Here is a 25,938-nt window from a genome sequence, read left to right on the forward strand (position 1 = left end):
AAATTATTGGAGTATGACATGCAAAGTTTGACATTTCCTGAAAGTAAAAATTTTCATTTTATCAGCGTGTTAGCAGGCGAGCTTAGTCATTCCTTGACGAGTGAAGATGTGCTATCAACTGAGGCCAAAGAGGTTTATAGCGCTATATTCGAGCTTTTGCTAAATGCGGCTGAACCCCTTAAATATATTGAAAACGACGTGGAGCGCAGTCTATCAGCAGAGTTAATGCAATCACCTGAAGTGTTCGATTTAGAAAAAGCTAAAACGTTATTTGCAAATTCAGCATTGTCAATACTAAACCAATCGCTTGCACTTGCTCTTATTTCTTGGTTTGAGCACGGCACCGAATCGCTTGCTCGTTGGCTGAATTTGAAGTCTGATGAGCAAAAAACGTTTCTTTATATTGCTTGTAATCTATTTACAAGTCTTGATTCGAGATTCTCGGCTGAGCAGTTTCTGAAATACTTAGCGTTAAAGTATGTATCGAAACTGGGTCAGCAGTTCGACGAGCAACAGCTTCAAGCCTACATAAACATTGTTATTTTGCAGAGTAAGTTTTGTTATGAATTGCGAATAGATTTTGAACTGGCTTTCACTCTTTTAAATAGTGGGCTTGATGTCTTAGATAATTTAAACACAAGAGTCAAAGATTCATTGTTATATTTGGAATGCGAGCAGGTACTTACAGGTAAATTAGGCGATCTTTACTCACGGCATGTTTATGTTAACCTTGCGAACCAACTTTGTCACAGAAACCTAGCTATTAGTCGGCGTATCATTAAACAGTTTGGTGGAACACCTGCGCGTTTTCAAGAATTAGCTATCGCGTTTGGTCGACTAGGTAACTTTGAAGAACTTTATCATGATTCTGTCAGAGCAGCGAAAAAATGGTACTTGCAAAGCTTAATTATCATCGAAGAACAGATGGCTAAGTTTGGTGAAACACCTGAGCGTATGGAATATGTTATTAAATTACTCCACGCTTTAGTTTTTAGGTATAATAGTGGTGAAAGTTTGGTTTCCAAGCGCAACATATTAGCAGAGTGTTTAGCTATCTGCGATAAGCTAATTTATGTAGATGGTGAAACAGAAGAGCGCTTAGACATTTTAGCTGATGTGCTTGAAAACTTGCATTACGGAGAGAGGGAAAAGGATTTTGCCAATGCTGAGCGCTCTTTAGCCATTCGTGAAAGGTTATTTGCAGGAGATAGTGAAGCTAGAGGTTATTTAAGATCTCTATTTTATCCATTCACAAAACTTGCAAATAATTATGCTCGTAGCGGTAATGAGGAGGCAGCAAGAGCAACATATACTCGTTTCATTAACATCGCAGAGAATCAAATTAGTCTAAAACCAAATTTTCTTGACTCAGATATGTTGTCTGCTGCTCTTAGATATTTAGCAGAATTTGAATACGAAATTGGTAATTTTGTTTCAGCTAAAGCATGTTTTACGCGTTATTTAGCTGTCTTAGATGAGTATCCTTTACCATCTTCTGAAATTGAAATTAAGATATCCGTGCTGCATCGTTTAGCAATGCTCGATGAGGCTAACGGTGATGATGCCAGCGCAATGGATCATTATTTACAAATTGTGGCTATTAATAATCAACAGTATATTGAGCAGTCAGCTTCACCCGAATGTTTGCGAGCGTTAACGGTTGCGTTAAGTCGTTTAGCTGATCATGATGATTGTAATATTTTAACTGCCTTGGAAGGCTATAAAAAGTCTTTAATCATTTTGGAGTGCCTGATGTATGCCTTTGGTGAATCAACGGAGGTGATTCAGGGTCTAAATATTTTAATCGAACAATGGACTGACGAAATGGATCTTAGCTTATTGAGTGATGTAAAAGTTTGTTATGCACGTTACTCATTAATCGTTGATCGATTGCTTGCGGATTTAGAGCAGAAACCAAAGTTTCGAAGCAATGTAATGGATGAACTTCGACGCTTTTTTCATAAAGAAGAAACGTTAAACTCAATCGATACCGATACCGATACCGATTACATCTTTCTAGACTTTGAATTTTGATTTGATTAGAAAATTAAGAAACGTACTAAGTTAAAAAAAATCGCCAGCTCATCTGGCGTTTTTTATTTCCTCATAATTCAGGGATAAATTGACAGTTGATGTGGTTAAAGGCTTTGCGTCAGTTTCCAATTTTAATTAACGATTAAATTGGTTGTGTCATTTTCATTATGCATCAGATGAGCGGCCCTTATTTATAGTGTTCTCTTACGGCCAAGCAGTTTAGTAAACCATTACACACTGCTAATTATCCTTTATCTGTTGGAGAATGACATGATTATTTCGCAATCGGCGCCCGCCAAAACTAATTCAAATAACATGAGTAAAAAGTGGTTATGGTTATTTGTCCCTCTTCTAATGGCATCTATGTTCTTAACATGGGTAGCGTTCTCAACAAACTCATATATTGCAAATATTACGGGTATATCGATGCTCCCGTTAATAAAGAATGGCGACAAAGCTTTTATGCAAAGCGTTGGATCAAAAATAGAGGTGGGTAAAATTCACGGAGTAAGTTCTTTTAAAACTTCGTACAGTGAAACAGGCGTATCGCCAAACCTGATGAAACGAATTATAGCAGGGCCAGGCGATACTTTAGTCTTTCATGCCAGCACTGGAGAATGGTTGTCCATTAACGGCCAAGATGTTGTCATTTCGCCAGCTCAGGGGCACGAAGATTTGTTCTTAACTAATGCAAGCAAAACATATAAGCTTTTGGCAGGAGAGATTGAACACTTAAAAACCCCAATTTATCGTGTTGAAACTAATAATGTTAATGACATGCCGATTACATTTGCTTATTTGAACGAACATGCTGATGTTGATCATAAAGTGGTCGTGCATGTTCCAGATGATCATTATTTTGTTATGTCAGATAACTGGCTAGGAAATTTGGATAGCCGTTACTTTGGACCCATCCACAAAAGACATCTGCGGTTTAAAGTGGTTGCAGTTTTACCGAAACACACGCAGTTGCATTAACAACGTTATCTTGTTTCATTAAACAAAGCAGGCACATCGCCTGCTTTGTGCATTTTAAAAAGATCTTTTTAAGTTGGAAAAAATTTCAACTTTTTTTGCAAATAAGTCTTTGGATAATCATCAGATGCATGGCCTCTCTTTAATATGGTTTTTATCGGATGCGCGGGAAAGAAATTTTTTCGTTGCTCTTTTACTGATCAGTTATTACAGAGGTATTGCTTATGAAAAATCTTATCGCACTTTCTTTATTTATTCCGTTACTTACTGCTTGTGGCGGTGGTGAATCAGAGCCACCTATTGGACCTTTTAGTGCCAGGCTAAGTACCATTCCTAGCGTTCTTAACGAGAGTAGCACGTTACCTGTCTCGGTAACGGTGCAGAATGTGAAAACTTCAGCAAACTTTACGGTAGTTTCTAATATTCCACAGATCATCGTTATGCGTGGAGAGGGTAATAACTTTACGCTGCAAGTTGCAGAGGTTGATAGAGAATATTCAGGGTTTATCACATTAACCGCTATCGATGGAACGGATGAAACGCGGCGGGTGCTTACTAATATTCAGGTAACAGTAGATAACAGCTCATTTACTGAAAAACTGGCTGATATCGAGTTTTTACAAAGCCAGCGCGAACGTTTAGTCGCGGCAACCGAAGAAGAAACGCTGTTAGTAGCGTTGCGCGAACTAATGGTGCTCAACAACCCAAGTGAACAAGCAGCACAAACTAGCCACAGCGCTATAAATACCAACGCGACTGCACTCTCTAGCGCAATTGCTGCGATACAGGTGAGTAATTATAAGCAAGGTATTGTGTCTGATGCGCAACTTATAACTGAGTATCAGTATGCACTCACTCACCTTGAGGAGCATATGGCGCCTTATCGTACATTACTGAATACGCTTTTTAGCCAACTTGCTAACAGTTTACCTGCCGTCGTGCAAGCCAACCAATTTCAGTTAAATACTCAGCTTAAAACGTCTTCCTTTTTTACGGGTAATGCTGCTTTGGGCCAGGTAGTAGGAGATCAATGGGTTTTCAATGATGACGTCGCTTATTTAGCTGATTTAACCAACAACACTTGTGGCTTATAAGCTCATTTAATATTTTAGGAGAATGACTATGTTGAAGTTGACTACCGGATTTTCACTGCTGAGTATCGCGCTCTTTTCAAGTTGCTTGCTGGCTCAATCTGCACGTTTGATTGTAAGTAATGAAATTAAAGCACTTAACTTATCGTATGTTGCTACGCAGTCACAGGTTCAAACCGAAAACTGTTTTACCTTAAGAAGCGGTAAAAACTGGTGCGTACCTTCGTTGCTTGTACAGCAGACTTCACAGAATATTATGCATCACAATCATACCGTAGTATCTACAGAGCTTCGCTCTCAAGTTGTCCATGTGCCATTAGAACTGACAATTGATGAGGCTGAGCAATTGTTGATAGACAGTGGTCTTTATCATTATGTTGAACGGGATGTGATTGTGCAAAGTAGCGAGACGGCATGGCATAGCGTTACACCGAATGATCCTGAGTTTTATAAGCAAGGCTATTTTAACGACAACTCTGCGGCTAACCCGATATCATCTTCGGTCTTATCGCTGTGGGGCAAGTTACAAGCGCCAGAAAAGAATGTCGATGTTTATGTGCTTGATGGTGGGTTTCGTTCACATCAGGATATCAATTATGCCGATGGCGTGAATTTTGTTGTCGTGTCTTTTGACAACGAGCGTAAGTCGGGCTTTTTGGAGCAAGATTTTAACGAGAGTTGTGAAAGCAGCCATGGTTTGGGTGTTGCAGGTGTTATTGGCGCAGGGATCAGTAATGCTAACGCAATAACCGGTATGGTTGGCGATGTAACAATTCATCCAGTTAGAGTACTTAATTGTCGAAATGGTTTTTTAAGTGACGTTGCTGCTTCGCTTGATTGGTTTTCGGGCAATGGGGAATACCTTAAATCACAATCACCTGAATTACCTGAGTTTGAGGGTGAGCCGGGCATTATTAATATGAGCTTAGGAGGCATGGTTTCAGAATGTCCTCGTTATTTACAAAATGCTATTAATAAAGCCATCGCAAAAGGGTTTGTGTTAGTGGCTGCAGCAGGTAATGAGAGTAAAGACGTGGCCATGGTCGCTCCCGCAAATTGTGACGGCGTTATTTCTGTCGGTGCTGCTGCATCGAGTGACTATACCCCGACAGATTTGTCTTCATTTAGTAATTATGGTCCCACTCTGGACATAATGGCTCAGGGAAGTTCCGTTAGTAGCTTAATAAGAAATGAGCAAGTTTCATCTTGGAACGGCACGAGTTTCTCAAGCCCAATCGTGGCAGGTTTACTGGCATTGGTTAAAAAAGATTTTGATTTTACTCCAGAGCAGTGGAGTACCTTAGTGGCTATTTCCGGTGAACATCGTTGGTCTGAAAACAGTCGATGTGAGTCTTTAGGCTGTGGTGGCGGTATTTTAGATGGCGTTAAGCTTTATGAAAATGCTGAAAAATTGCAAAAAGGCGAGTTAAACAGCGCGACATATACTTTAAATTTGATCAGTGCATGTCGTCAACAGTGGGCCGTAACCAACTTACGCCAAGGCAAAAAGCTGTGTGATCAAGTCAGTTTAGCGTTAGAAGCGTTTTCGAGAATAAATGACCGTGAAGTCATTAAATTATATGCCGCCGAAAAAGGTGCCGTAGCGAATTTGAATCAGGGGGCAAATTCGTTAACCTGGATAGGTGATTTTTCACAAAGTCATTTCATTATGGATAAATCGACACTCTTGAATCGTGATGTCTACGGTCAAATTTGTAATATTGATACTGACGAGTGTCGGTTATTGATGCGCGTGACAACGTCAGATTTAAACAACGTGCCTATTGCTTGCCAAGAGTAAATACCATGAGGATTGGTGAGTAGTTACCGAGTAAAAGCCATCTCAATATGAGTGGCTTTTTGTGTATTTTAAAAAGGATAATTTATATTGCGACTTTTAGCCGAAAGTTAGAAATTTTGTTTAGGTTCAGAGTGGATATTCATACTACAGTTTGAAAAATTAGGTTTAAACATTTTTGATATGTACCAACACTTTTTAACACCTTTTAAGTTATTACAATTCCTTACATAACTACCTGCCGAATAAAAAGCTACTATCAGATACTTTGGATACCTCAGTGGTCAGAGAGTAAATATTAGCATTCATATAAATCAGTGGCCAAATTGTTTTTGACCATAATTTTGTTACATTAAATTACTTTCTATTTTCATGTTAGTGATAGGAAATTAGAGTCAAATTTCATTAGGATCTTAATGATAATGATATTAATATATTGATATTAATAGTGTATCGTATAATTTGTGAGAGTTGGTAATGCCTTATCCAATAGAAGATAAACTAGTTATCGCTGTGTCGTCTAGTGCACTTTTTGATCTCAGCGAGTCAAATGATGTATTTGAAAAATCAGGCCCACTCGAATATAAAAAATTTCAAGAGTTGAATTTAGATAAGGTTCTTGAAAAAGGTGTTGCATTTCCATTTATAAAAAGGTTTTTACAAATTAATCATCAATTTCCTGATGTAAAGCCTGTTGAAGTTGTTTTACTGTCGCGTAATTCAGCTGCGACTGGTCGGCGAGTTTTTAGATCAATTATGCATTATGGTTTAGATATATCTAGAGCGGCATTTATGGAAGGCAGCTCGCCATACGAATATATTCCAGCATTTAATGCCTCATTGTTTCTCTCCGCAAACGAGAACGATGTACAAAATGCTATAGATGCAGGATACCCTGCAGGTGTAGTATTGCCGAGTAAAAAAGTTGACGATGAAGATGATAACGAGTTACGAATTGCATTTGATTTTGACGGTGTGATTGCGGATGATGAAGCTGAAAGTGTATTCAAGCAAAAAGATTTACCAAGTTTTCATGACTATGAAACAGAACATGTCGCTAAACCACATAACCCTGGCCCTTTAGCAGATCTTTTTAAGAAACTCTCAAATTTACAGACACTTGAAAATGACAAGTTAGAAAAAGATCGAGGCTATAAGCGTATCTTAACAACAGCAATAGTTACCGCAAGAAATGCACCTTCACATGAACGCGTCATAACAACGCTTGATAATTGGGGAGTAAGTGCAAATAAGGTGTTTTTTCTTGGCGGTATGGCAAAAGATCGGATTTTAAATCGGTTGAAACCTCACATATTTTTTGATGATCAACTCAGTCATTTAAAATCAGAGTCAGGAAATATACCTATGGTGCATGTACCTTTTGGCGTTGCTAACTCGAAATAAAATCTCAGATGTCCGACGCTGCCCGAAAACTAAAATAAGCAATCATGCGTCCGACACTGCACTACAGCATCAACATATAATCAACTGTCTGATACTGGTCGAAAAATAAATTTAAAAAAGGCATGCAGTAGCACCATTTTGTTAAAGTTATACTAATGCCTTTTACTGTCTATTCAGTGTTAATTTCTAGTAAGGTAATTTAAGGAAAAATTACTAAAAAGAAAATAACAGCACTGGTTGCATAATCCAATGCAACAATGGCGTAAGGAAGATCAGGAACGCGGCGACAACGGTAGCGGATGCTTTAAAAAAACCATATTTTACTTGTAGTGAAATACAGATGATCTTAAAGACTAATAGTACTAAAGTGATTATTAGTACCCATTCTAATACCTTACCAATTCGCACGAAGTGACCATAAAGCGGCATAGCGATGGGTAATTGCCATGTTGTCGGTGTATTACTTAGCTCGATAGCTGTTTTATAGTAAAAATGGTAAAAGTTATTTTTATAATTATCGGGAAGTTTTTTGGACAACATAGCTTCATAGCGCTTAATTTGCGACGCACTTTCCAAATCTTGTAACGGGATAATTAATCGGTTTTTCTTATCAAACAGAAAGGGCGCATACCAGCGTGTTAATTTTATAAATTCAGCATCGGCATGATAAGGTTGGTCTTTATGGCGAAAAGGGAAAATAATATTTTCGGGTAAGTTTTTAGTGTTTAAACCGGCTTGGGTTAAGATATGCAAGGTAAAGCTACGCTTAACAGAATCAAGCACTGTCCAGCCCTGCTGGTAGTCGATGACATCAAACATTTCAACCTTTGATTGTGCCTTCATGTTTTTTTCAAATTGCAATAGCACGCGTTTATTAGTGCTATATTCCTGCCGCTTAGCTCGATTGGAATCATTTAGTACTGACATGTCTGCCTTTGCCGAGTCGATTAATCCTAGGCGGGACATTATCAAAAGATTAACTATAGGCTCGTTGTCTAGAAGCATACTCTTGTCAACTCGAGCTAAATGACCTATTTGTGTGAAGAGTTTAGACGTCATTGGTAAAATGGGGCTGGTAAGGACATTTAGATAATAAGCGTAGGCCAAATCATCTTCATACACATGGTAATTTCTGTTTTGATGAAAAAGCCCCCATATCGGTTTTTTTAACTGTTCTTCAGTAAACCCCAGTGACCAATTATCTTTGTGCTGGATCAGCTGTGATATGCCTTTAATACTATCAAGGTACAATTCACTAATGTTTTTATCGGGTATAGGGAAACGCTTAATTGTTGAAGATAATTGGCTAACAAAATTAAGGTCTGCTGCTGTTGGTCCAGACAATCTTTTTACACCCCGTTGCATTGCAATAGGACGATTCGCTTCTGTAATTAGTTTAGGGCTGTGCTCAACAGCTGTATTAATAGCTAACAACATCAAAGGGTAAAAACATAGCGTAAGTAACACCTGATTAGTGCGATTAATACGATTGGGAAAATGCTGACACAACTGATTTGAAAAGAACATTGCTAGGCCAAGAGCCCCTACAGCGTAGCTAAAGCGCTCATAATCTTTTAATGTTTCACCACTCGCGATCCCTCCTAATATGGCAATTAACATGGTCATTGCTAGCGTTTGAAAAAATAGGTAGAAAAAAGTTGCCTTGCTCATGAGTGCCTCGAATAAAAATGATCAACAATTAAAGTGCTTTACTGTGCAAGCCTTTTGGTTAAATTCGCCCAATTTGGATTTTTTTGTTCATCTAAATACACAACAAGCGCAATATAAAAGCTAAACAATACAGCAAGCATTGCTAGAGGCTCTGTGATGAGGTAGATAAAGGATACCCCTACAGATAGTAAGAGCAGACCGGACAATTTTAAGAAAAATGCTCCTGCAAGTATCAGCCACAGCAACGGCATGTTAAATACGACCCATACACATGATACAGGCACGTGATACCTAGCAAACCAACGCCGATTTCTCTCTGAGACTCCGCGCAAGGCAGTGCGTAATATCGAACCAATATAAATACTGATAAACATGCTGTAGCAATAACACACCAATAGGCAGACAATCAAAGCAGTGCCGATCTGTCCAAAGATGGAGAGTGACAAAACCGAAAAACCGGTTAATTCAATTGAGCTATATTGTATAAATTGTTTTAAAAGCCATATCCCAACATAACACCACCATGCCGTGCAAATGAATGCTTTAGCAAACGAGAGTAATACCGTTCTTATACTCAAAAAAGCCAGGTCAATTGTTCTAGCGATTAACTGTGATGACGCCCAAGCAAAGAGTAAATAGCTCAAAAGATTAATCAAAAAAAACCATTGTGCTGTCTTTCCCATAGAGGCCTCTTTAATGAGGTCTGAAGTGCTGCCAGTGATGTAATGCTCTAAAAGACCAAGTAAGATCGTTCCTATCACACTGCAATAGATGATAAGTTTATTCGAGAGAAAGGCATTGAAATGTTTTCTTAGCACACAGTTTTCCTTCTAAGCTATGACGAATACAAAATCTGGGAAGTCCAAGTGTTTGTATAGTTTGAGCGCTTCAGTCACGCTCAGTGATAGGCTAATGGTGAGGTTTGTATCTGATGCATAAGCTGAGAAAAAAAACGAAAGTTTTATGTTTACTAATTTTTTGGTCTGTTTGTCATTTTGTCGATATGATAATTTCAGATGAGTTTTGAACAACTGACTGGCGCAATATCGGTACTCCAGTGCCGAGTAGTTCAAATGATGTTTGCGATAATCACTGTCATGCAGGTATGGGAAGCAAGGGTGCTAAGACGTATCGGATCATCTCATCAATCGCATTGATAAGCTGTTATCATGGAAAATGGATCAATTTTCCCAGCCCGCAAAGATATGTAATCTAAGAACCCAGAAGTGGAAACGTCAAATGTAGTAATTTACTACACAAACTGTAGTGATTTAGTACGCTAGGTGTACTGATTTGGTCCTATAAGGGAACCGTTTTGGTCCTCTAAGGGAACCGTTTTGGTCCTCCAAGGGAACCGTTTTGGTCCTCCAAGGGAACCGTTTTGGTCCTCCAAGGGAACCGTTTTGGTCCTCCAAGGGAACCGTTTTGGTCCTCCAAGGGAACCGTTTTGGTCCTCCAAGGGAACCTTTTTGGTCCTCCAAGGGAACCATTTTGGTCCTCTAAGGGAACCATTTTGGTCCTCCAAGGGAACCATTTTGGTCCTCTAAGGGAACCGTTTTGGTACGCTAGGTGTACTGATTTAGTGCGCTAAGTGTAGTGATTCTCTACAATTGGCGTGTTGGGTTACATTTAAAAAAACACTAAAAATAGAAAAACAGGAAATCTAGCCATATAGATAGATAACTTTAGCCTTAAGGTTCGAGAAAGGTACTAAAAATGACCAAATTCAGGGGTTAAAATGAAAATCTCAAGCATTTAAAGCATAAGAAATCAGTATGAAAACATCAAAAAAAAACACTAATTTTGTGCTATCGCTTACCCCTCAAAATTATGTTACTGGTACATCGGTAATATATACCACAGCATGTTTTAGCCCTTAAAAAAATTATATTACTGGATCACGAGATTTTTGTTGTTAATCTCAGTATTGCCAAGTCGGTGATAACAAAAAATAACAAATTCGTTTTAGATGCCGAATAACCTTGGTTACCCGTCCTTCTCGTTGGTATTTTTGATTTTTGGCGAAACCATTATACTTTGTTGCTATGACGTTTAATTTAGACTCAAAGGTCAACAGCATCTAATTAAACGCCATTCATCCGCACCGGTAATCGCAGGAAGGTGGCCTATGCCGATCTTATGGAAGATGAGAACTGTTTTTTAGCATCGAATAGACTGAATGTACTAGCTGAGCTAACCGTGTTAGATCAAAAAAATGGAGATGAGATATCGGAAGCTGAATATTAAAATATCTTCGTTTAGCAAAATGCAACTAATTAAAACCGCCCAATTCTCGCTCTGTTATCCAATCATTCAACGCCTGAATACCTGAGCCATGAAATTTTTTAATAACTTCTGAAGGCGTTAATTGCTCAAAAGCTACAAGCGGCTCAGCGATATACCACGCCCAGGTAGCTTGATCCGAATTAAACCAAGGGCGTACTCGGCGCAATAATAAATGGATCTCGATTAACCTTGTTTGCACTTTTGATTGTTTAACGCGCTCTGACCTTTTAAGAGACTGAGGTGGAAGGTCAACAAAGTCAGCAAGCTGCTCTATTGAAGTAAAAAACGCCTCTGCCCACGCCTTTGGTTGCTCAATACCCTGATCTGGTGCAGTACCTATCTTGAATGGTGTCAATTTAAATCCTTGTAACGATTTTTTACAAATTAAAAATATAAAACTAGATTGTTAAATGTTGAAGGGGCTTGGTGTTACTTAATTTGCTGTTTGACAATGCGGTAAGCTCGATACCACAGAATACCTGATAACACCAAAAAGGCTGTGCCAATTGATAATAGAAGTGTCACTAAATCCATCACTGCACCATAGAAATTAATAACCTTAAAGGTATTCTAACTCAGCGATGACGCTATTTGATAGGCGCCATATCCGGTTTATAGGCGATATATCCAACAATCGCAATGTTTAGCAAAAAGAACTTTAGCATTGACCAAAAATCCATCGCGATTCTTTCGCTATCTGAATTGTTCGCCTAACTTTATGTAAAACTGGTGGCTAAAATGTTCACCTACTACCCGAAAGCCTTCACACATCGCTAACGTGAAGTACCTAACTAATATACGCTTTTGATAAAGCCTCTGCGTCGTTTGTGGCAGTTGGTTCCAAGAGGGATTAGCCAATTCATGCATTTTTGAGTGTTGTGCCGTTTTGTGGCGTCAAAATTAATCTGTGTTTTGCTGGTAAGGTTCAATCGACATGTGGAGGACAAAATGAACATTCCAATTATGCAACCTGACGACCGAGAGATTTTTGATTTAACCGACTTTTGTCATTCTCTTGAAATGGAGAATTTCAGTAAGCACTTGTACCTGGAACATAAGGGTGCAAGGACGGGGGTGATTGGTGGCGATGATCCCTGCGAAGATCCGATAAATGGCATCAGCCCCAAAGTGTTTTCGTTGCTGATGGTGGCAAACGAAGATTTATATTTCAGCCCTGTTACGCCACATCCAGATACTGGCATTATGCTGGAGTTGCCTTTACCGTTTGGCCAATTAACGGCTTACAGCATGCAGCCAGGTTGTTGGACATCGCCCAGCGGTGGAACGCGTTTTCTAGGGTTTCTGATGACATATAATCAGCATCATAAGGCTTTAGCGCCTTTGATTAAGGGCGAGTTTAAAAACGTTATTGTTTTGCCAGAGACTGAGGAAGAGCAGTTAGTGTTAGCCAGTTTTCTAGCGCTGGATGATGACTATTACTTCAACGACATATGTCAGATTGTTTGTAATCTACTCGAAACATGTATTGAGATTGACAATCTACTCACAAAACGTAACTGAGGACAGCTAATTTAATACAGGGTAGGGTATTTGTTAGCTGCAGATACCCTTGATTACATGGTATCCATGCGAGAAAGCGATAACGCATTTGGCTAGTTTGATTACCCGAAAAGAGTAGTCTGTATTATTTAAAAAATCAGTAAAAACCTTTAAGGAATGGCAGGGGAAGAAAAAGGAATCACTCTTCCTCTGCATACCAGCAACATGCTTTCGACACTAACTCATTTCAGTGAGTTTACATTAAATTATTTTTGTGCAGCTGTGCCTTAGATACATCGTTCAAAGATATTAAGCGTATTAACCCTCTGAGCGTAAGTGATGATTAAATCCTTACAATTTTCACATTCTCATCTTAAAGCAATTAAAAAAAACCATATATTATTTGAATAACACTTATAAATTATTAACTTACCTATACTTTTAGTTTGCTGAAAAAGGTACAATGTTATCGCTACTAGATTTGTAGCGTTGGATTTAGCATGTGAACAATTTATTCACAGCCGAGCATGGTGCTTGGTAATTTTAAGGGAAATAAAAAGATGAAAAAAACATTGTTAGTTGTTGTATTAGCTAGTGTGTGCGGTGCAGCAAATGCAAACGTCAATAACACATATGATTTTGTTGATGTTGGTTTTGCAGGTGTAAAAGTTGATGATTCTGACAGTACTTTTAATGGCTTCTCATTAGCAGCATCAAAGCTTATAACAGATAATGTTTTCGTAACGGGACAATTAGCAAAAGTCGAAGACTCAGGTGCAGATTCTGTTGAGATTTATGATTGGGACGTTAATTTACTTAAAGTGTCTGTGGGTTATCGGTATGGTATAGCGCCAGCAACGGATTTATATGGTCAGGTTGGATATGCCCGTCAAAAAGATACTTACAATGCAGTAATAAGTAATCAACGATTTTCACTATCAGATACGGCAGATGGCTATTTAGTTAAGGTCGGCTTAAAGCATAGTTTTGGTAAATTTGAAGGTGGCGTATACGCAGAACATTCAGATTTTGGCGGCGATTATGATTCTGCTACATTCGTTGGTGTTGAAGGTCGCTTGAAGTTTACAGACCATTTCCATGGTGTTGTGTCGTATGAGCAAGATAGCGATATCGCAATGTATAAGATTGCGGTTAGCTACGCTTTTTAATTGATACTCTGGCCAGGTGGTTTTCCACCTGGCTAAGAATACAATATTCCTACCCCGTTATGTTGCTTAGTAAGAAAATTGATACTAATCCTCAATCAACCACTCAAAACTAAATATTTATATAACACTTAACCTCTATGTGGAAATCAGAAAACAGTTTCATTAGACATACGGTTTTTGCCCCCTAATCAGAACAATCACTGCTATTCTTATGTAACAATACTCAAGATTAATTTATGGCGAAGTCAACGCTACTTTTTACAACTTGGTTAGTAAGCGACTGAAGGCGCATAGCAGAGCGAAAACCATCGTGATTTAACAAAAACCTCTCAGTCTAGTGGCAACCGACGGTCCTTTCTCAAAATCTGATACGGGAGAATTAAATGGAAGCTCTATGGTTAATACCGGCAATGATATTAACAGTTGGTCTGGTTCTTGTTTGCTACAAACAGTGTAAGTCTGGCTAACTGACTCAACCTAGTCTCAGTCATGGGCTAGGTTTACAGCGAAGGCCCAACTCTTGTGGTAGCTTAATTAAATGCTTACGTTGGGATGACACTATGCCTAAGAGCTGCACCGTTACCTTCAAGGATTACGAAACGCAACCTGACCTTATTGAACATGCCGCAGGGCTTCACGGTATAGAGCCTGAATTGCTTATCAAGCGTTTCATCAGTAAAGGCTTAGATGAATATCGTCAACCAATGAAAGACATCTCTGAATTTGATAATTTGGAAGAGTTTTTCAAAGGAAACGGATTAAAGAAATAACGCACAAATCAACTGCATTGGAGGTTCAAATGTTATTGAAATTTTCGAGAGATGCCGTGTTCAGAGCATAGCGAGGTCGCGGACATGAGTCGGTAAAATTGACCATGCTATTGAATATACTCGCTGATGGTATCGGCAATGGGATTGCCAATAACCATCAACCCAAAATGTCATTTCCCTCCAGAACACCGTCTTAAGTTATGAAATATTTGCCTGAGCTTCTGCTAGAGGTTTTTCCCCACAGCTTGCCTCGCGGGAGTGTGTTAAGTTCAAGAAAAAAGCTTCACAACGACAGTATCCGACGTGTGAATAACTCAGATTGCATTCATATCAAGAACGGTTCAGCTAACCTTCCTTAGTTAAGCCAGTTGCTCAATGTGCTGCACCGGAAGCTAGTGAGCGTTATCCAAACGGTCACACAATTCAATAGGAAAGGTGCTGCGTGTATTACGAAGCAATTCTAAGCATAGCGTTTCATGTACAACTCATTTGCTAGTAAATTTCCGACAATTTTACTCGTTTTGCCATAAAATTGTCGGGTTAAGTGGTTTTCCGACAATTTTACGCATTTTGCCGTAAATTCGTCGGATATTGGATATGTCACTATATCGCACGAATGCTGCTAGATATTTCGACTGTAAGTTAACTGAAACATTTCTTGTCTAGAGCTACACAACAACGTGAAAGAGCCGCTATTCACAAGTTTGTCAGCACATAATCCAATAGTCTAAGTCATTAAACTACCTTCCACTGTTATTGGAAGGTGTAGGTTATGCAGCAGAATACGCTTCGGCACAAAGTAGATATGTTAAGCATTCTAACTCATGCAAAAGAGGCTATTGCAAACGCTGCTGCTACAACAGGTATCGATGCTGGCGCTTTACTACCGTGCTTACCAGATCATTCCGTTTTTTTAAAAGGAAATGAGGTGCCGGTATTAGCGAAACGTTACAAAGGCTGCTGTTCGGTTCGCTTTTACTATAACCAAACTTCAGATGGGCAACCTTGGCCGTTTTTTCGATTTTATTCTTTTAAAGACGGTGGTTTATCCTCTGATTTCAATGGATTGAGATGGTTAAGGCAACAGCCAAAACTATGGTTATCTTCTAATACAGAGCACGCTAAGCCAGTATTTAATGCCATGGCACATGCAAAACGGTTGTCTCCCTCCGAGCAGGCTTATGAAAAACAGCGTGCAAAGTATTTTATGGTTTTAGACAACCTATTTGCCAGCGCCAAGCCAGTAGCTACGAGCCACCCTTACTTGCAACAAAGGCTTTGTGGTTTGGCAACGAGCACCTTATTGCGCAGAATTAACATGCGGTGTCATTCCAAAAAACTTTGGGTACCCATCGAGGCATTAAGTGGCAAAACAGTCGGTTTTCAAGCGATCGATCCCAATTTAGCAAGTAACAATAAACGAACTCATGTCGCTTTTGCCGGAGCTACAAAAGGTAGCTTTGTCAGAATTACCCCTATCTCAGGGCTACAGTTTTATTCCATTCTATTTTGTGAAGGGGTAATGACAGCATTATCGCTCGCGCTAGTGTGGCCTGGAGAAATTAGAGCCGTTTTAAGCTGCAATAATTACCTTCATTGTCGCAAGCACTTAAACGAACGTGTTTACTTTGCTCATGATCTGGATGTTTACAAACCTCAAGTTGGCAATGTGGGGTTGAATCGAGCTTTGGCAGTTTTACCATGCTGTTTTTCATATCTAAAGTTATATTGTGTCAACACCGCGCCACCCTTTACTATCATTTTTATGCCAATAAGCAGTGATAAAGGCACAAAGCGATTGTAAAGGGTGGAGGATTAAACTGCTGCTCGTTGAGTATATTAAAACATCAACATAGGGTGCTTTTTCACTTTTTCTTCGTTCATATTTTTCATAAAACTAGTATTAGTTTTAAAGTCTTCGAAGTCTTTTAAACTAAACGCTTCTTTCTTACTCCATGCTTGCTCAATTGAACTCAATAAGATTGATTCGAATAAAAAGCAAAACCTGTCAGCCATTAAATGTTGATAGGCGAAAAGTGTCCTAGCACCAAAATAGTCTTTTAAAGACTGGCAGAGACCAGCTGATTTTCCCATATAGCAGCTTGAAAATATGATAATTTTCCCATGATTTTTGGATGGTATTTCACCCAGTATGCTTTCAATTGCTTCCTGATTTAGCATATCGCCATTTGATAGATAAAAACCGTCTTCCATTCCATGGCCAGAAAATATAATTACATCTTCTTTGATTTTTCTAGACATTAAATATTTAAGGTCGGCAAAGGAATGTATGCGTTCATGCGAAAATGTCCAGCCCGCAGATTTACAAAAGGGTTTCCAGAAATCAGCTGAGTTTCGAGATACAGTGTCTTTTAGTTTTCTTTCGTCGAGAATTGTGTCAAAAACTCTTACGCTTATTGTCATTGTTGGCTATCCTTATGAAAATTAAATTTTTCTTTAAAGCTATCAGAAAAATGCATAATAATATCGCTCCAGCTTATGTATAAAGAGTTACACTTTACATCCATATCTACTTCTTCTGGATTAAAAGTCCAAAATTGTGATCTATCTAGAGTCGACATCGCTATTTGTTCGGCAACATCATCAAAGTTTCCTCGAAGGCGAGAGTCACCCAATTTGATTTCAGAGGCAATTGCCAGCAGATGAATTGTAAGTGTTTTCAAGACTTTGTCTTTTTGGCGAGCTAATTCGGAGTTGACCCATATACTGTTAAAAACCGGTGGCTGACCTGAGCATTCAATATTAGATTTGGAATAATCAGGTACAGCCAGCAAAGGTAATTTAATATTAAAATAGTCACCTAGCTTTTTAATATCATTATTAATGTCTGAGAGCATCGTGTCACGGTATTGGATCTCAAAGTCATCTAATTTACTCATAAACCACGCTCTTTTACTCAGATTATAATTTGATATTACAAAACTCTATCCCAGTAGTTTAAATTTAGCAATTTTTAGAATCTTACATATTATGGCTGTCATTTAGCCTGTCATCCTCGAATCCAAACTCTACGGCTAAGCTAAGTCTGGTTAGTGCGTCGATGCAGTTTTTAGGTGTCATAAAATAACCTACACCAGCACATTCGTCTTCCGGCTTCATTTGCAATGCGTTGAACTCGCTGGGTTCGAATTGGCAGCGGGCAATGATGTTGATATTTTTCAAACTGTGGCCTGCTGGAAGCATAATCATTATGTGCGACATAATAGGTCGCAGACAGAGTTACACTGTACTTAATAACCTAAAACAGAGTAAGGAAGTATGGTGAGGTTGACACTTGATGCTGGCGGAATTATCTGCACCGAAGCGATGCTACAACATGATAGGTTCTTATTATTACCAGATGTCAGTTATGACTGTTGGGCCTTATACAGCGAAGCAAAATATTTGCTGTTAGAGCAAAAACTATGTCAACAAATGATAAAGGACCCTAAGTTAGACCCAAGCAACCGACTCTCAAGGATACTACTAGGCAATTCAATAGAATTGGTCCGAGAAGGTACCGTGTTGCCTTTTGATGAAGAATTAAGGAACCGTTTAGGGGTTAAGCTAATTAAGTTATTTTTATAAAAATTCAGTATCCAAGAACAAAAAATTTTTGAATTTCAGAGCAGTGCTTAGTGTATTGCACCCTTGGTGCGGGTAAAGATCAACAGCAATTAATTTAGTACTACACTCTGGAACGGAGTTATCTGACAAAGGCGCCTTAAAGCCAGCCTCAGATATCAGGCGTGGAGCCATGTATAAAACTAAAGGTGCTGTGCATCAGGCGTCGAAGCGTCAACAAAAGATGGTTGCACCTGCTGCGTAATCAGAAGCTCGGTACTTTAGTGCCGAGTAGTTCACTTAATCAAAATTGCTTAGCGGCCACTTATCTGAATTCCATACATATACAACCCCAATTAAAAATAACTTGCTATTCAATCGAAAATAATTAAGTTCGGATAAGCATTTGTGCTGTCATTATCGACAACCCGTTGAAAAGCTGGTGTAAGGATATTGCACTTTAATTTGTTTAGGAGAATGAAATTGGGATTGTTCAGCTGGTTTAGCGGGCTTTTTGATGAAGGCACTGCAGAGTTTGAGTCTGTAACTGATTTTGCTACTGATGATGCCGTGCTAAATCCGGCAAATGGGAACATTATGATTGGTGGTATGTGCGGCGTTGATGTTGAAGGTAACGCCTACGGTATTGATTCAATAGGCGGTATAGGCTGTGATTCAGCAATAGATATGTTCGACGGTGGTATATCAGATTTTAGCATGAGCGACTCATATAGTAGTGGACTGGATGACTCTTTCAGTAGTTTTGGCTCAGATGATTGGTAATCGCGCCTGGAGAGTAAATATGACACTATTTATGGATTATGCGGTATGGGTACCGAAGGTTAGGTTGGCGTAGTTGGTATTTAAAAAAAGAGAAACAACATGAAAACACTACAAATTTATAGTTGCCAACTGTTGGGTGGGGTTGTGGTACTTGCCATGATGAGCCCCTTAATAAAATTGGCACTGTTAGAACCCGATCAAGAGCGTTTTTGCTATTTGATCTCTGTGTTAATTACGATCAATATTTGGGGTTGCATTGGGTACTTTTTTTATAACATTCATGCCAAGACTAAAGGTTATTCCGTTCTATATGCACTATTGTATCCGTTTTTTTATGCGCCTGTTGCGGCTAGGTGGTATTTAAATCGTCACTACTAAACAGTATAAATGTGTGAGTAGGATAAAGATTCATACTAAGTAATAAAGAATCATACTTAGTTGTTTTCTGTTAATCGGCATCCTTGCACCTGACGCTCATGAGTAAGCCCGTGATCGAACGATCATGCATAACTTGGGGTTGATAACTGAATACTTTAGGCAGCAATTCTAAATTTTTTTTGTCCAGAGATTAGCTACAAAAAGAGTATGATACTTTAATACTCGGTTTGTAGTTCGATTCTGGCGTAGTAGTAGTAATTAGCATAAATCTTTATTTTTCTGTCGGTAGACAATAACGTTTGAAGCTATGACTTTAAAGTTAAAAACTTTTTAGAATTAAAATGAGGAGCGTATTAGCTCAATATCTAAGGCAGCTGAGTTAGCTTTTTAGTTATAACAATGTTGGCACCGAGGTTAAAAGGTATACAATCAATTTGGTTATAACAATGTACCCACTTGTGAGGTTGAGATATGCGGACTCAAGTACGAAAAATTGGCAACAGTCTTGGCAACATCATTCCTGCTGCGTTAATTCGTCAATTTGGCTTGGTTGAAGGGGCTGAGATTGAGGTTAAAGCGGATGGTAAGAAGATCACTATTGAACCTATTAAGCGTCAAAAGAAACGCTTCCCGTTTAGCGAAAAAGAACTTCTAAACGGCTTAGATGCTCATACGGCACATGCTGATGAATTGGCTGTTGTCTCTGTTGCGGAGTTAGGCGAGTAGTGGCGCAGTTCATTCCTAAACGCAATGACATTATCTGGTTAGATTTTGAGCCAGTGAAAGGCAAAGAGATCGGCAAGTACCGTCCAGTTCTTGTCCTTTCAAGTAAAGAATACAATCAGCAAACAGGGCTACTTATCTGCTGTCCGATTAGTACCAGTATTCGCGGTCAAGCTACCGAAGTACCAGTAAAAAACCTTGAAAAGCCTAGTGTTGTTACCTCAAGTTTGATTCAAACGCTCTCTTGGAAAGACCGTAGCGCGAAGATGATTACTACCGCTGAAAACGGTGTGATGGAAGATGTTTTGTTAAGACTTATCCCGTTGATTGGGGCTGAGTCTCTATTTGAAGAATAACAAGTGAAATATGGATTTATCAGATTGGACACCGCCACCAATCCAGAAATGTAGAGCTGAAAAAATGTTTCACAAGCTAGTGAGCCACCTTCCTACATCAACAGCATTTAGATTTCAAAACGGATGGTACTGCGAAAAATGTGAGCAGAGACTTTGCAGTTAAATAACTTTGAGTGATCAATAGCATTTAATTTACGACCCAATTGCAGAGCTAACTTACCAGTCATTACAAATCCATCGGACCACTCGTTGCAGCAAACTTACCACTTGAATCAAAATTCTACTCTTATAGCAGTGCCTTAACCGTAAGCGTAACGCAACCACACTTACCAAGCTTAGCTAAATCTTCTTACCCTATCTGAATCTAAAACTAGGCAGAGGCTTAACATGATCCGCAGAACAACCGAGCAGTGGCTGGCGCTGTTTGACCAGAAAAAAGCCAGTGGGCTAACTCAAACCGAATTTGCAAAACAGAAAGGCATCGACCAAGCCTATTTCAGCTATCGTAAGCGGCAACTTCTCACCTGACAACAGGAAGACGATACCGGCTTTGTTGAGCTGGCCACACAAGGCATGATACTCAATCAAAGCATCATGTTGAAAAAGCGCGATGTTGAGCTGCACTTACCACCAGGCACAGATGTCTTGTGGTTAGCGGCCCTGCACCAAAAGGACACGGTTCAGTAGATAGGAACGTTGAAGCAAGAAAAAAGGCCGCGATAGCTACCCTATAGACAAAGCTCACATAGGCGGACTTGGAGGTTTGTATGCGAATAGTATAGAATATTAACGATGTTAGACAAAACCAGAATCTAGGTTGGTTGAATTTTTGATTGGCTTAATCTCATTGTAAAAAGACAAGATAATTTTGCAGCAAATCATGACTTTTACAAGAAATCATGTTAAATCTGATATTCAAAGGATTTTCTCAAGTTGATTCATCTCCCACCTGAGAGGAAAAGACGATGCCACAAAAGTCCTCCCGGATAGCCAAATACTGTTCTAAACGTGAATATCAGCTAGCGGATACAACCAAAGAGGTTGAGTAACGAATTCACTTCTTTCAGTAGATATTTCCGAAGTATTGTGGCTCTATTTTTTACTTTTAGATTCGCAAGCAAAGCTGATAGCTGAGTCCCAATTTCCGTTTTCCCAACCATCAATCACGCCAGGACCTACAAGCGATCCGAATGTGGCGGCAAGCCCGCTATGATCAAATTTCCCTTCGGAGTACTTGCCATCCTCCCGATGCGCTATTGCAACGTTAAGCCCCATTACAAAAAGTTTAGCCGTGTTATCACATATTTTGATAAATTTCTGGTCGCTGTGTTCCAGTTGCTGCAAAAGTTCAGCCAGCATTGCCATGCGGAGTGGATAGTATAAATAACCCGGCTCAATTTTTACATTATATGACGTGGTGGGTAGTCCATCTTCACCAGGTGATTGCCAATCGGTGGCCTGTGACCAATCGCTACCCAAATTCGTCGTTAAAATAATACCCGCACCATCGATCGCAATCCTTCTGCCAAAAGTGAGCATTATCTTTTCGACGCTCGCATCGGGCTTAGAATTTTTGTATGCGACCATTTCTGTGTCCATATGTTGGACTCCTCGTAACGCGCAACGCTCAGCCAATGCCTCATCGAGCGACAAATTATTCTTTCCAAAAAACTTCCCGCTGCGCTGTGTGTCCAAGATTTGTGTAAAACGATCGGAGGTTTCGATAATACTTGGTTGTGAGAAGATACAGCCCTCATAGGCATGAGCTAATTCGTGTCCAAAAATGAAAGACACGATATAATTCGAAGCAGCTTCGTATACTGGATATGCCATGATGATGCCAGAATGAAAATCATTTATATTTGACTGAAGATCTGCATCGTATTGGAGAAGCGCTTGAACTATTTCTCCGGCTTCTACTACATCAACGGCGTTAATGTCTCTCTCTTCAACTACACCTATCAATTGGGCGGCAAAATCGTCTCGATTTTTTGCGTTCCCACGAATTTCCGAAAACACGCTAGCATTTTCCCAACCAATCTTATCTTCGAATGCTAGGCCACCTTCATTCTTTGTTATACCCCGCATCGCATTGATTGAGCCACTGGCAGCGATCCAAGCTGTGCGTTCAAGCAAGTCAGCCAAACTGTCTAAATTGCAAAAAACAGCCCCACTTTCACCAAAGCAACCGTTTCCAGATTTTTGCAGGCAAGCTGGGTTGTCTGTAAACTCGGCTTCGAATTTCACACCCTTCTTGAGGTATCCACTATGAGAGAGGCGTCCAACAGCGCTTAATACGTTTCGCGTACCCATCGGTGGCGGTTTTGATTTGTCTGCGACGCAATAAGAAATTTTGATCTGCTTTGAGCCAGGGGAATCTTGAGCAAGGTCCCCTTGAGTATAGCCAGTCGTCGATTGAAGCGTAACAACAGAAAATGCCGAAAATAGGGCAACTAATCGATTGAACATTTCATGGCCTCCCGCAAATTTGAACTCAAATCAGGAATTTCATATGACTGAAAGGAAATACTCGGTTCTTTCTCAAGCCCATCAATTGTAAAGAAACGAAATTTGAGCATTGCTCGCTCTGGAGGTCCGTCTAGGCGATACATTAGTTGGAATACTCCTTCAATCTCATTTCCACCAATATTAATTGAAACACTTTTTGGGCTAGTGTCGTCGCTCAAAACCGTTAAATTGTACTTTTTTGCCCATGCACGTGTGAATTTTGCGACTTCAAATCCACAATCTGATAAACTAGAAGTTATCCATCTCCCTGTGCTGATGCGTGCATCGAAACCGCCAGAACCAATGGGGATGTCTTCGAGTTCTGTAACTGCAAGCAGTTCCACTAAATTAGTTGCCTTATCGACTAGAATATATTTTGTTTCAGGATCGTCGGATTTAATATTGGAAAAAGCGTTTACTTGCATGCTAATTAGCATCAACGATAAGGCTGATACGGTCAACAATTGGCATACTTTGGCGTTATTTGAAGTTAGTATCATCTTAACGACCTTTCGCAAAGAACGACATGCGCCCGGATCTGGTTCTTAAGGTTTTCGGCGGTAACTCCCGGTAGATTTGCTAAATCAGCCAAGACTTTAATGCTGTCGCTACACTCCTGTAATGCATGGGAAGGCGATTCCCTGGAAAGCCATTTTTCGGCAAGATTGAAGCCTCCTGCTAAAATCACCAGAAGTACAATAATCCAGAGAAAATTTCGGGCGGTCTTAACTGAAGCGCCTTGGGAATCTTGCGTATTTTTTAAAGCTTGATAACACAAGTATGCCATCAGAAATATAAAGCCGAACAGTCCGGTATTTAATACTTCGACAATGCCAAAGTTATCCATAATATTCCTTCACGAAGTTCCCATTCGATTCGACCTAACTATCGTATTAAATATAACTGTAGTCAAAATTCGAAATGATTTCTCGTAAAGTTGGAATATTTTCTTGAGAATAGATATTCTGGAAACGCTGCAGTGATGAATCGGCTAGTTTTCGATTTTGGCTTAAAGCAGTCTTTAATATTAATTAATGAGAACAACAATCAACCGCCCTTGATTGTGAAAGTTATGATCTATAAAAATAGTAATCAGAAGTCCTTTTAAAGTTAAAGCAAATGCCACTAATTGAAGCCGCCCAATTCTCGCTCTGTGATCCAATCATTCAATGCCTTAACACCTGAGCCATGAAATTTTTTAATAATTTCTGATGGCGTTAATTGTTCAAAAGCGACAATAGGCTCACCGATATACCATGCCCATGCAGCCTGATCCGAATTAAACCAGGGCCGCACCCGACGTAATAGTGCATGGATCTCGATTAACCTCGTTTGCACTTTTGATTGCTTAACGTGCACTGACCTTTTAAGATACAGAGGAGAAAGATCAACAAAGTCAGCAAGATGGTTTATTGAGGAAAAACGCCTCTGCCACGCCTTTGGTTGCTCAATACCCTGCTCCGGTGCAGAACCTATCTTGAACGGCGTCAATTCGTATCCTCGCAACGGTTAATTACAAAACAAAATATAAAACTAGATTGTTCAACGGTAAAAACAAGGCACTTGGTATTTTACAGACCTATTCTCATTTTTAATGAATACACACTAGTATCGGTTGTATTTTTCGTAATAAACATTGATCAGTATTACGCCACTTAAAATGGGCACCCCAGACTTGACTAGGTAAAGCATCACTTTGGATTTTGCAGCAGTATTACTAACCGCCTTCACACACTGGCAGCTCGAGAGGTAAAAAATCGCCGTGGATATATCATTCCATCACTACAAACACCTTTATTCATGGGCACCTAGAGAGGTAAAAAAATCGCCGTGAATATTGCATCACGTCACTAAAACCCTTTGCTCACGCGCACTTCAAGAGGTAAAAAATCGCCGTGGATTTTGCATCATGCTACTTAACCCCTTTGCTCACGAGCACATCGAGAGGTAAAAAATCGCCGTGGATAAGAATCCAGTTGGTTAATTGCACTTACAGGACCACTCATTTGAAAACGTTTTTTACCACTAATTGTTAATTCACAACGCCATTACTGGCACTGCTAGTGCCAAACCTTTTATCATCACAATTTGAAAAAAAACGTCAGAAAGAAGCGACCACTTTAGCTGGCACAGAACAGTATTGTTCAAGCCCTCCTTGCTGATAATGAACCCTTATATTAGATGGGTAATCTTGTCAGGTTAAAGACATTGATTGGTGACACATTGTTCAATTTGTACTAGGCTCATAAGAGCATTTACCCATAACAAAAACTGAGCTTAAGATGGGCTACACTGTTGAGATAAAACAGAATAACCTTCTCCCTCTACCTGACCTGATGAGCTATGTTCTGAGCTAGGTTTTGCTGTAGGAGATATTTTAGTTTGTGAGATGAATAAAACTCGTTCAGAAATGAGGATGGTGAAGCATATCGAACAGTCTTTAACTGACGAACAGATCTCAGCGGCTGGTAATTCAATACGCGTTATACCCTAGCAAAATTTTCAATCGCTGTGCTTTCTCTCAAAGAGTAAACATCTTTGGCCTGTCCCTCAAAAATGTCAAAATCAACTTCATCACCAATATTCAATTCAAAAGCTGATTTTACTTCATCACGTAAAGCACGATACTTATTACCATCCTCAGCACGGATGAGAACTTCCACTTCTGTAGTGTGTAAGATTTTCCCTTTCACTTTTAATACCTTTCTTATTGTTTAATTAGCCTAAGTTATTGCTTTTCTATGATAAAGCTTCGGGAATGTATCAGTTAAGAATTCTTGTTGCAATTGGAGGTACAGTTTATTTTTGCGTATTTCGGTTTGTCCGGCCACCTGTTCCGGTTTCATCCGGCCAGGCGTTTCGGTGTGATCCGGCCAGCATGATCTGACCTTCGTTTATGTTCTCTTTTTACCCGACTTCTTCTCCCTG

General features: G+C 39.5%; 24 protein-coding genes. 13 read left to right on the plus strand and 11 right to left on the minus strand.

Annotated features, from left to right (window positions below; translation table 11 throughout):
• Positions 1-18: 18 nt before the first annotated feature.
• From LMJ53_RS15555 to LMJ53_RS15575, 5 genes are all read left to right on the plus strand, one after another.
• A complete protein-coding gene (locus LMJ53_RS15555; protein ID WP_229588181.1) occupies positions 19-2,034 on the plus strand; it encodes a tetratricopeptide repeat protein in 2,016 nt (671 codons plus the stop codon).
• Between the two features lie 270 nt (positions 2,035-2,304).
• Positions 2,305-3,012, plus strand: a complete 708-nt coding sequence (lepB, locus tag LMJ53_RS15560; RefSeq protein WP_229588183.1) for a signal peptidase I — start codon at positions 2,305-2,307, stop codon at positions 3,010-3,012.
• A gap of 221 nt (positions 3,013-3,233) precedes the next feature.
• Positions 3,234-4,103, plus strand: coding sequence for a hypothetical protein (locus LMJ53_RS15565; protein ID WP_229588185.1), 870 nt, complete (start codon positions 3,234-3,236; stop codon positions 4,101-4,103).
• 28 nt (positions 4,104-4,131) lie between these two features.
• Positions 4,132-5,901, plus strand: coding sequence for a S8 family peptidase (locus LMJ53_RS15570; protein WP_229588187.1), 1,770 nt, complete (start codon positions 4,132-4,134; stop codon positions 5,899-5,901).
• A 474-nt stretch (positions 5,902-6,375) separates the two neighbouring features.
• Positions 6,376-7,302, plus strand: coding sequence for a 5'-nucleotidase (locus LMJ53_RS15575; protein WP_229588189.1), 927 nt, complete (start codon positions 6,376-6,378; stop codon positions 7,300-7,302).
• Between the two features lie 213 nt (positions 7,303-7,515).
• On the opposite strand, the gene LMJ53_RS15580 is transcribed toward LMJ53_RS15575, so the two are convergent.
• From LMJ53_RS15580 to LMJ53_RS15590, 3 genes are all read right to left on the minus strand, one after another.
• Positions 7,516-8,973, minus strand: coding sequence for a hypothetical protein (locus LMJ53_RS15580; RefSeq protein ID WP_229588191.1), 1,458 nt, complete (start codon positions 8,971-8,973; stop codon positions 7,516-7,518).
• Between the two features lie 38 nt (positions 8,974-9,011).
• A complete protein-coding gene (locus LMJ53_RS15585; protein WP_229588193.1) occupies positions 9,012-9,791 on the minus strand; it encodes a hypothetical protein in 780 nt (259 codons plus the stop codon).
• A 1,454-nt stretch (positions 9,792-11,245) separates the two neighbouring features.
• Positions 11,246-11,614 (minus strand): hypothetical protein, encoded by a 369-nt coding sequence (locus tag LMJ53_RS15590; protein WP_229588195.1) that lies wholly within the window; start codon positions 11,612-11,614, stop codon positions 11,246-11,248.
• A gap of 593 nt (positions 11,615-12,207) precedes the next feature.
• On the opposite strand from LMJ53_RS15590, the gene LMJ53_RS15595 reads away from it, so the two are divergent.
• The 4 genes from LMJ53_RS15595 to LMJ53_RS15610 all read left to right on the plus strand — a co-directional run bounded on the left by LMJ53_RS15595 (position 12,208) and on the right by LMJ53_RS15610 (position 16,502).
• Positions 12,208-12,780 (plus strand): hypothetical protein, encoded by a 573-nt coding sequence (locus LMJ53_RS15595; RefSeq protein WP_229588197.1) that lies wholly within the window; start codon positions 12,208-12,210, stop codon positions 12,778-12,780.
• Between the two features lie 539 nt (positions 12,781-13,319).
• Positions 13,320-13,928 (plus strand): outer membrane beta-barrel protein, encoded by a 609-nt coding sequence (locus tag LMJ53_RS15600; protein WP_229588199.1) that lies wholly within the window; start codon positions 13,320-13,322, stop codon positions 13,926-13,928.
• A gap of 560 nt (positions 13,929-14,488) precedes the next feature.
• Positions 14,489-14,698 (plus strand): hypothetical protein, encoded by a 210-nt coding sequence (locus LMJ53_RS15605; protein WP_229588200.1) that lies wholly within the window; start codon positions 14,489-14,491, stop codon positions 14,696-14,698.
• A 772-nt stretch (positions 14,699-15,470) separates the two neighbouring features.
• Positions 15,471-16,502 carry a hypothetical protein gene (locus tag LMJ53_RS15610; protein WP_229588202.1) on the plus strand — a complete coding sequence of 344 codons (1,032 nt, stop codon included), beginning with the start codon at positions 15,471-15,473 and terminating at the stop codon, positions 16,500-16,502.
• Between the two features lie 35 nt (positions 16,503-16,537).
• On the opposite strand, the gene LMJ53_RS15615 is transcribed toward LMJ53_RS15610, so the two are convergent.
• The 3 genes from LMJ53_RS15615 to LMJ53_RS15625 form a co-directional block, all read right to left on the minus strand.
• Positions 16,538-17,122 carry a hypothetical protein gene (locus LMJ53_RS15615; RefSeq protein ID WP_229588204.1) on the minus strand — a complete coding sequence of 195 codons (585 nt, stop codon included), beginning with the start codon at positions 17,120-17,122 and terminating at the stop codon, positions 16,538-16,540.
• Positions 17,119-17,598 (minus strand): hypothetical protein, encoded by a 480-nt coding sequence (locus tag LMJ53_RS15620; protein ID WP_229588206.1) that lies wholly within the window; start codon positions 17,596-17,598, stop codon positions 17,119-17,121. Before LMJ53_RS15620 ends, LMJ53_RS15615 begins: the two co-directional genes overlap by 4 nt.
• An 82-nt stretch (positions 17,599-17,680) precedes the next feature.
• On the minus strand, positions 17,681-17,881 hold the full coding sequence (locus tag LMJ53_RS15625; RefSeq protein WP_229588208.1) for a hypothetical protein: 201 nt from the start codon (positions 17,879-17,881) through the stop codon (positions 17,681-17,683).
• Between the two features lie 864 nt (positions 17,882-18,745).
• Here LMJ53_RS15625 and LMJ53_RS15630 point away from each other — a divergent pair.
• The 4 genes from LMJ53_RS15630 to tnpA all read left to right on the plus strand — a co-directional run bounded on the left by LMJ53_RS15630 (position 18,746) and on the right by tnpA (position 21,030).
• Positions 18,746-19,045 carry a hypothetical protein gene (locus LMJ53_RS15630; RefSeq protein ID WP_229588210.1) on the plus strand — a complete coding sequence of 100 codons (300 nt, stop codon included), beginning with the start codon at positions 18,746-18,748 and terminating at the stop codon, positions 19,043-19,045.
• 849 nt (positions 19,046-19,894) lie between these two features.
• Positions 19,895-20,149, plus strand: a complete 255-nt coding sequence (locus LMJ53_RS15635; protein WP_229588212.1) for an AbrB/MazE/SpoVT family DNA-binding domain-containing protein — start codon at positions 19,895-19,897, stop codon at positions 20,147-20,149.
• The gene (locus LMJ53_RS15640; protein ID WP_229588214.1) at positions 20,149-20,502 is read left to right on the plus strand and encodes a type II toxin-antitoxin system PemK/MazF family toxin; all 354 of its coding nucleotides are present in this window, start codon (positions 20,149-20,151) and stop codon (positions 20,500-20,502) included. The genes LMJ53_RS15635 and LMJ53_RS15640 overlap by 1 nt, the downstream gene beginning before the upstream one ends.
• A 387-nt stretch (positions 20,503-20,889) precedes the next feature.
• Positions 20,890-21,030 carry an IS66 family insertion sequence element accessory protein TnpA gene (gene tnpA / locus LMJ53_RS15645; RefSeq protein WP_229588216.1) on the plus strand — a complete coding sequence of 47 codons (141 nt, stop codon included), beginning with the start codon at positions 20,890-20,892 and terminating at the stop codon, positions 21,028-21,030.
• A 564-nt stretch (positions 21,031-21,594) separates the two neighbouring features.
• Here tnpA and LMJ53_RS15650 read toward each other — a convergent pair.
• The 5 genes from LMJ53_RS15650 to LMJ53_RS15670 form a co-directional block, all read right to left on the minus strand.
• Positions 21,595-22,971 carry a hypothetical protein gene (locus LMJ53_RS15650; RefSeq protein ID WP_229588218.1) on the minus strand — a complete coding sequence of 459 codons (1,377 nt, stop codon included), beginning with the start codon at positions 22,969-22,971 and terminating at the stop codon, positions 21,595-21,597.
• Positions 22,956-23,510: a hypothetical protein gene (locus LMJ53_RS15655; RefSeq protein ID WP_229588220.1), complete on the minus strand. Its 555-nt coding sequence runs from the start codon at positions 23,508-23,510 to the stop codon at positions 22,956-22,958. Before LMJ53_RS15655 ends, LMJ53_RS15650 begins: the two co-directional genes overlap by 16 nt.
• The gene (locus LMJ53_RS15660; protein WP_229588222.1) at positions 23,507-23,857 is read right to left on the minus strand and encodes a hypothetical protein; all 351 of its coding nucleotides are present in this window, start codon (positions 23,855-23,857) and stop codon (positions 23,507-23,509) included. The genes LMJ53_RS15655 and LMJ53_RS15660 overlap by 4 nt, the downstream gene beginning before the upstream one ends.
• A 278-nt stretch (positions 23,858-24,135) precedes the next feature.
• The gene (locus LMJ53_RS15665) at positions 24,136-24,348 is read right to left on the minus strand and encodes a hypothetical protein (RefSeq protein ID WP_229588224.1); all 213 of its coding nucleotides are present in this window, start codon (positions 24,346-24,348) and stop codon (positions 24,136-24,138) included.
• 1,145 nt (positions 24,349-25,493) lie between these two features.
• Positions 25,494-25,703, minus strand: coding sequence for a hypothetical protein (locus LMJ53_RS15670; protein ID WP_229588226.1), 210 nt, complete (start codon positions 25,701-25,703; stop codon positions 25,494-25,496).
• Positions 25,704-25,938: the final 235 nt, after the last annotated feature.

Source organism: Rheinheimera sp. UJ51 (assembly GCF_020819615.1).
Taxonomy (GTDB): domain Bacteria; phylum Pseudomonadota; class Gammaproteobacteria; order Enterobacterales; family Alteromonadaceae; genus Alishewanella; species Alishewanella maricola.

Bases quoted from the DNA above. Each gene is read 5' to 3' on its own strand.
- LMJ53_RS15555 (WP_229588181.1), top strand. From the start codon at position 19: ATGCAAAGTTTGACATTTCCTGAAAGTAAAAATTTTCATTTTATCAGC.
- lepB (WP_229588183.1), top strand. From the start codon at position 2,305: ATGATTATTTCGCAATCGGCGCCCGCCAAAACTAATTCAAATAACATG.
- LMJ53_RS15565 (WP_229588185.1), top strand. From the start codon at position 3,234: ATGAAAAATCTTATCGCACTTTCTTTATTTATTCCGTTACTTACTGCT.
- LMJ53_RS15570 (WP_229588187.1), top strand. From the start codon at position 4,132: ATGTTGAAGTTGACTACCGGATTTTCACTGCTGAGTATCGCGCTCTTT.
- LMJ53_RS15575 (WP_229588189.1), top strand. From the start codon at position 6,376: ATGCCTTATCCAATAGAAGATAAACTAGTTATCGCTGTGTCGTCTAGT.
- LMJ53_RS15580 (WP_229588191.1), bottom strand. From the start codon at position 8,973: ATGAGCAAGGCAACTTTTTTCTACCTATTTTTTCAAACGCTAGCAATG.
- LMJ53_RS15595 (WP_229588197.1), top strand. From the start codon at position 12,208: ATGAACATTCCAATTATGCAACCTGACGACCGAGAGATTTTTGATTTA.
- LMJ53_RS15600 (WP_229588199.1), top strand. From the start codon at position 13,320: ATGAAAAAAACATTGTTAGTTGTTGTATTAGCTAGTGTGTGCGGTGCA.
- LMJ53_RS15605 (WP_229588200.1), top strand. From the start codon at position 14,489: ATGCCTAAGAGCTGCACCGTTACCTTCAAGGATTACGAAACGCAACCT.
- LMJ53_RS15610 (WP_229588202.1), top strand. From the start codon at position 15,471: ATGCAGCAGAATACGCTTCGGCACAAAGTAGATATGTTAAGCATTCTA.
- LMJ53_RS15615 (WP_229588204.1), bottom strand. From the start codon at position 17,122: ATGACAATAAGCGTAAGAGTTTTTGACACAATTCTCGACGAAAGAAAA.
- LMJ53_RS15620 (WP_229588206.1), bottom strand. From the start codon at position 17,598: ATGAGTAAATTAGATGACTTTGAGATCCAATACCGTGACACGATGCTC.
- LMJ53_RS15635 (WP_229588212.1), top strand. From the start codon at position 19,895: ATGCGGACTCAAGTACGAAAAATTGGCAACAGTCTTGGCAACATCATT.
- tnpA (WP_229588216.1), top strand. From the start codon at position 20,890: ATGATCCGCAGAACAACCGAGCAGTGGCTGGCGCTGTTTGACCAGAAA.
- LMJ53_RS15650 (WP_229588218.1), bottom strand. From the start codon at position 22,971: ATGTTCAATCGATTAGTTGCCCTATTTTCGGCATTTTCTGTTGTTACG.
- LMJ53_RS15655 (WP_229588220.1), bottom strand. From the start codon at position 23,510: ATGATACTAACTTCAAATAACGCCAAAGTATGCCAATTGTTGACCGTA.
- LMJ53_RS15660 (WP_229588222.1), bottom strand. From the start codon at position 23,857: ATGGATAACTTTGGCATTGTCGAAGTATTAAATACCGGACTGTTCGGC.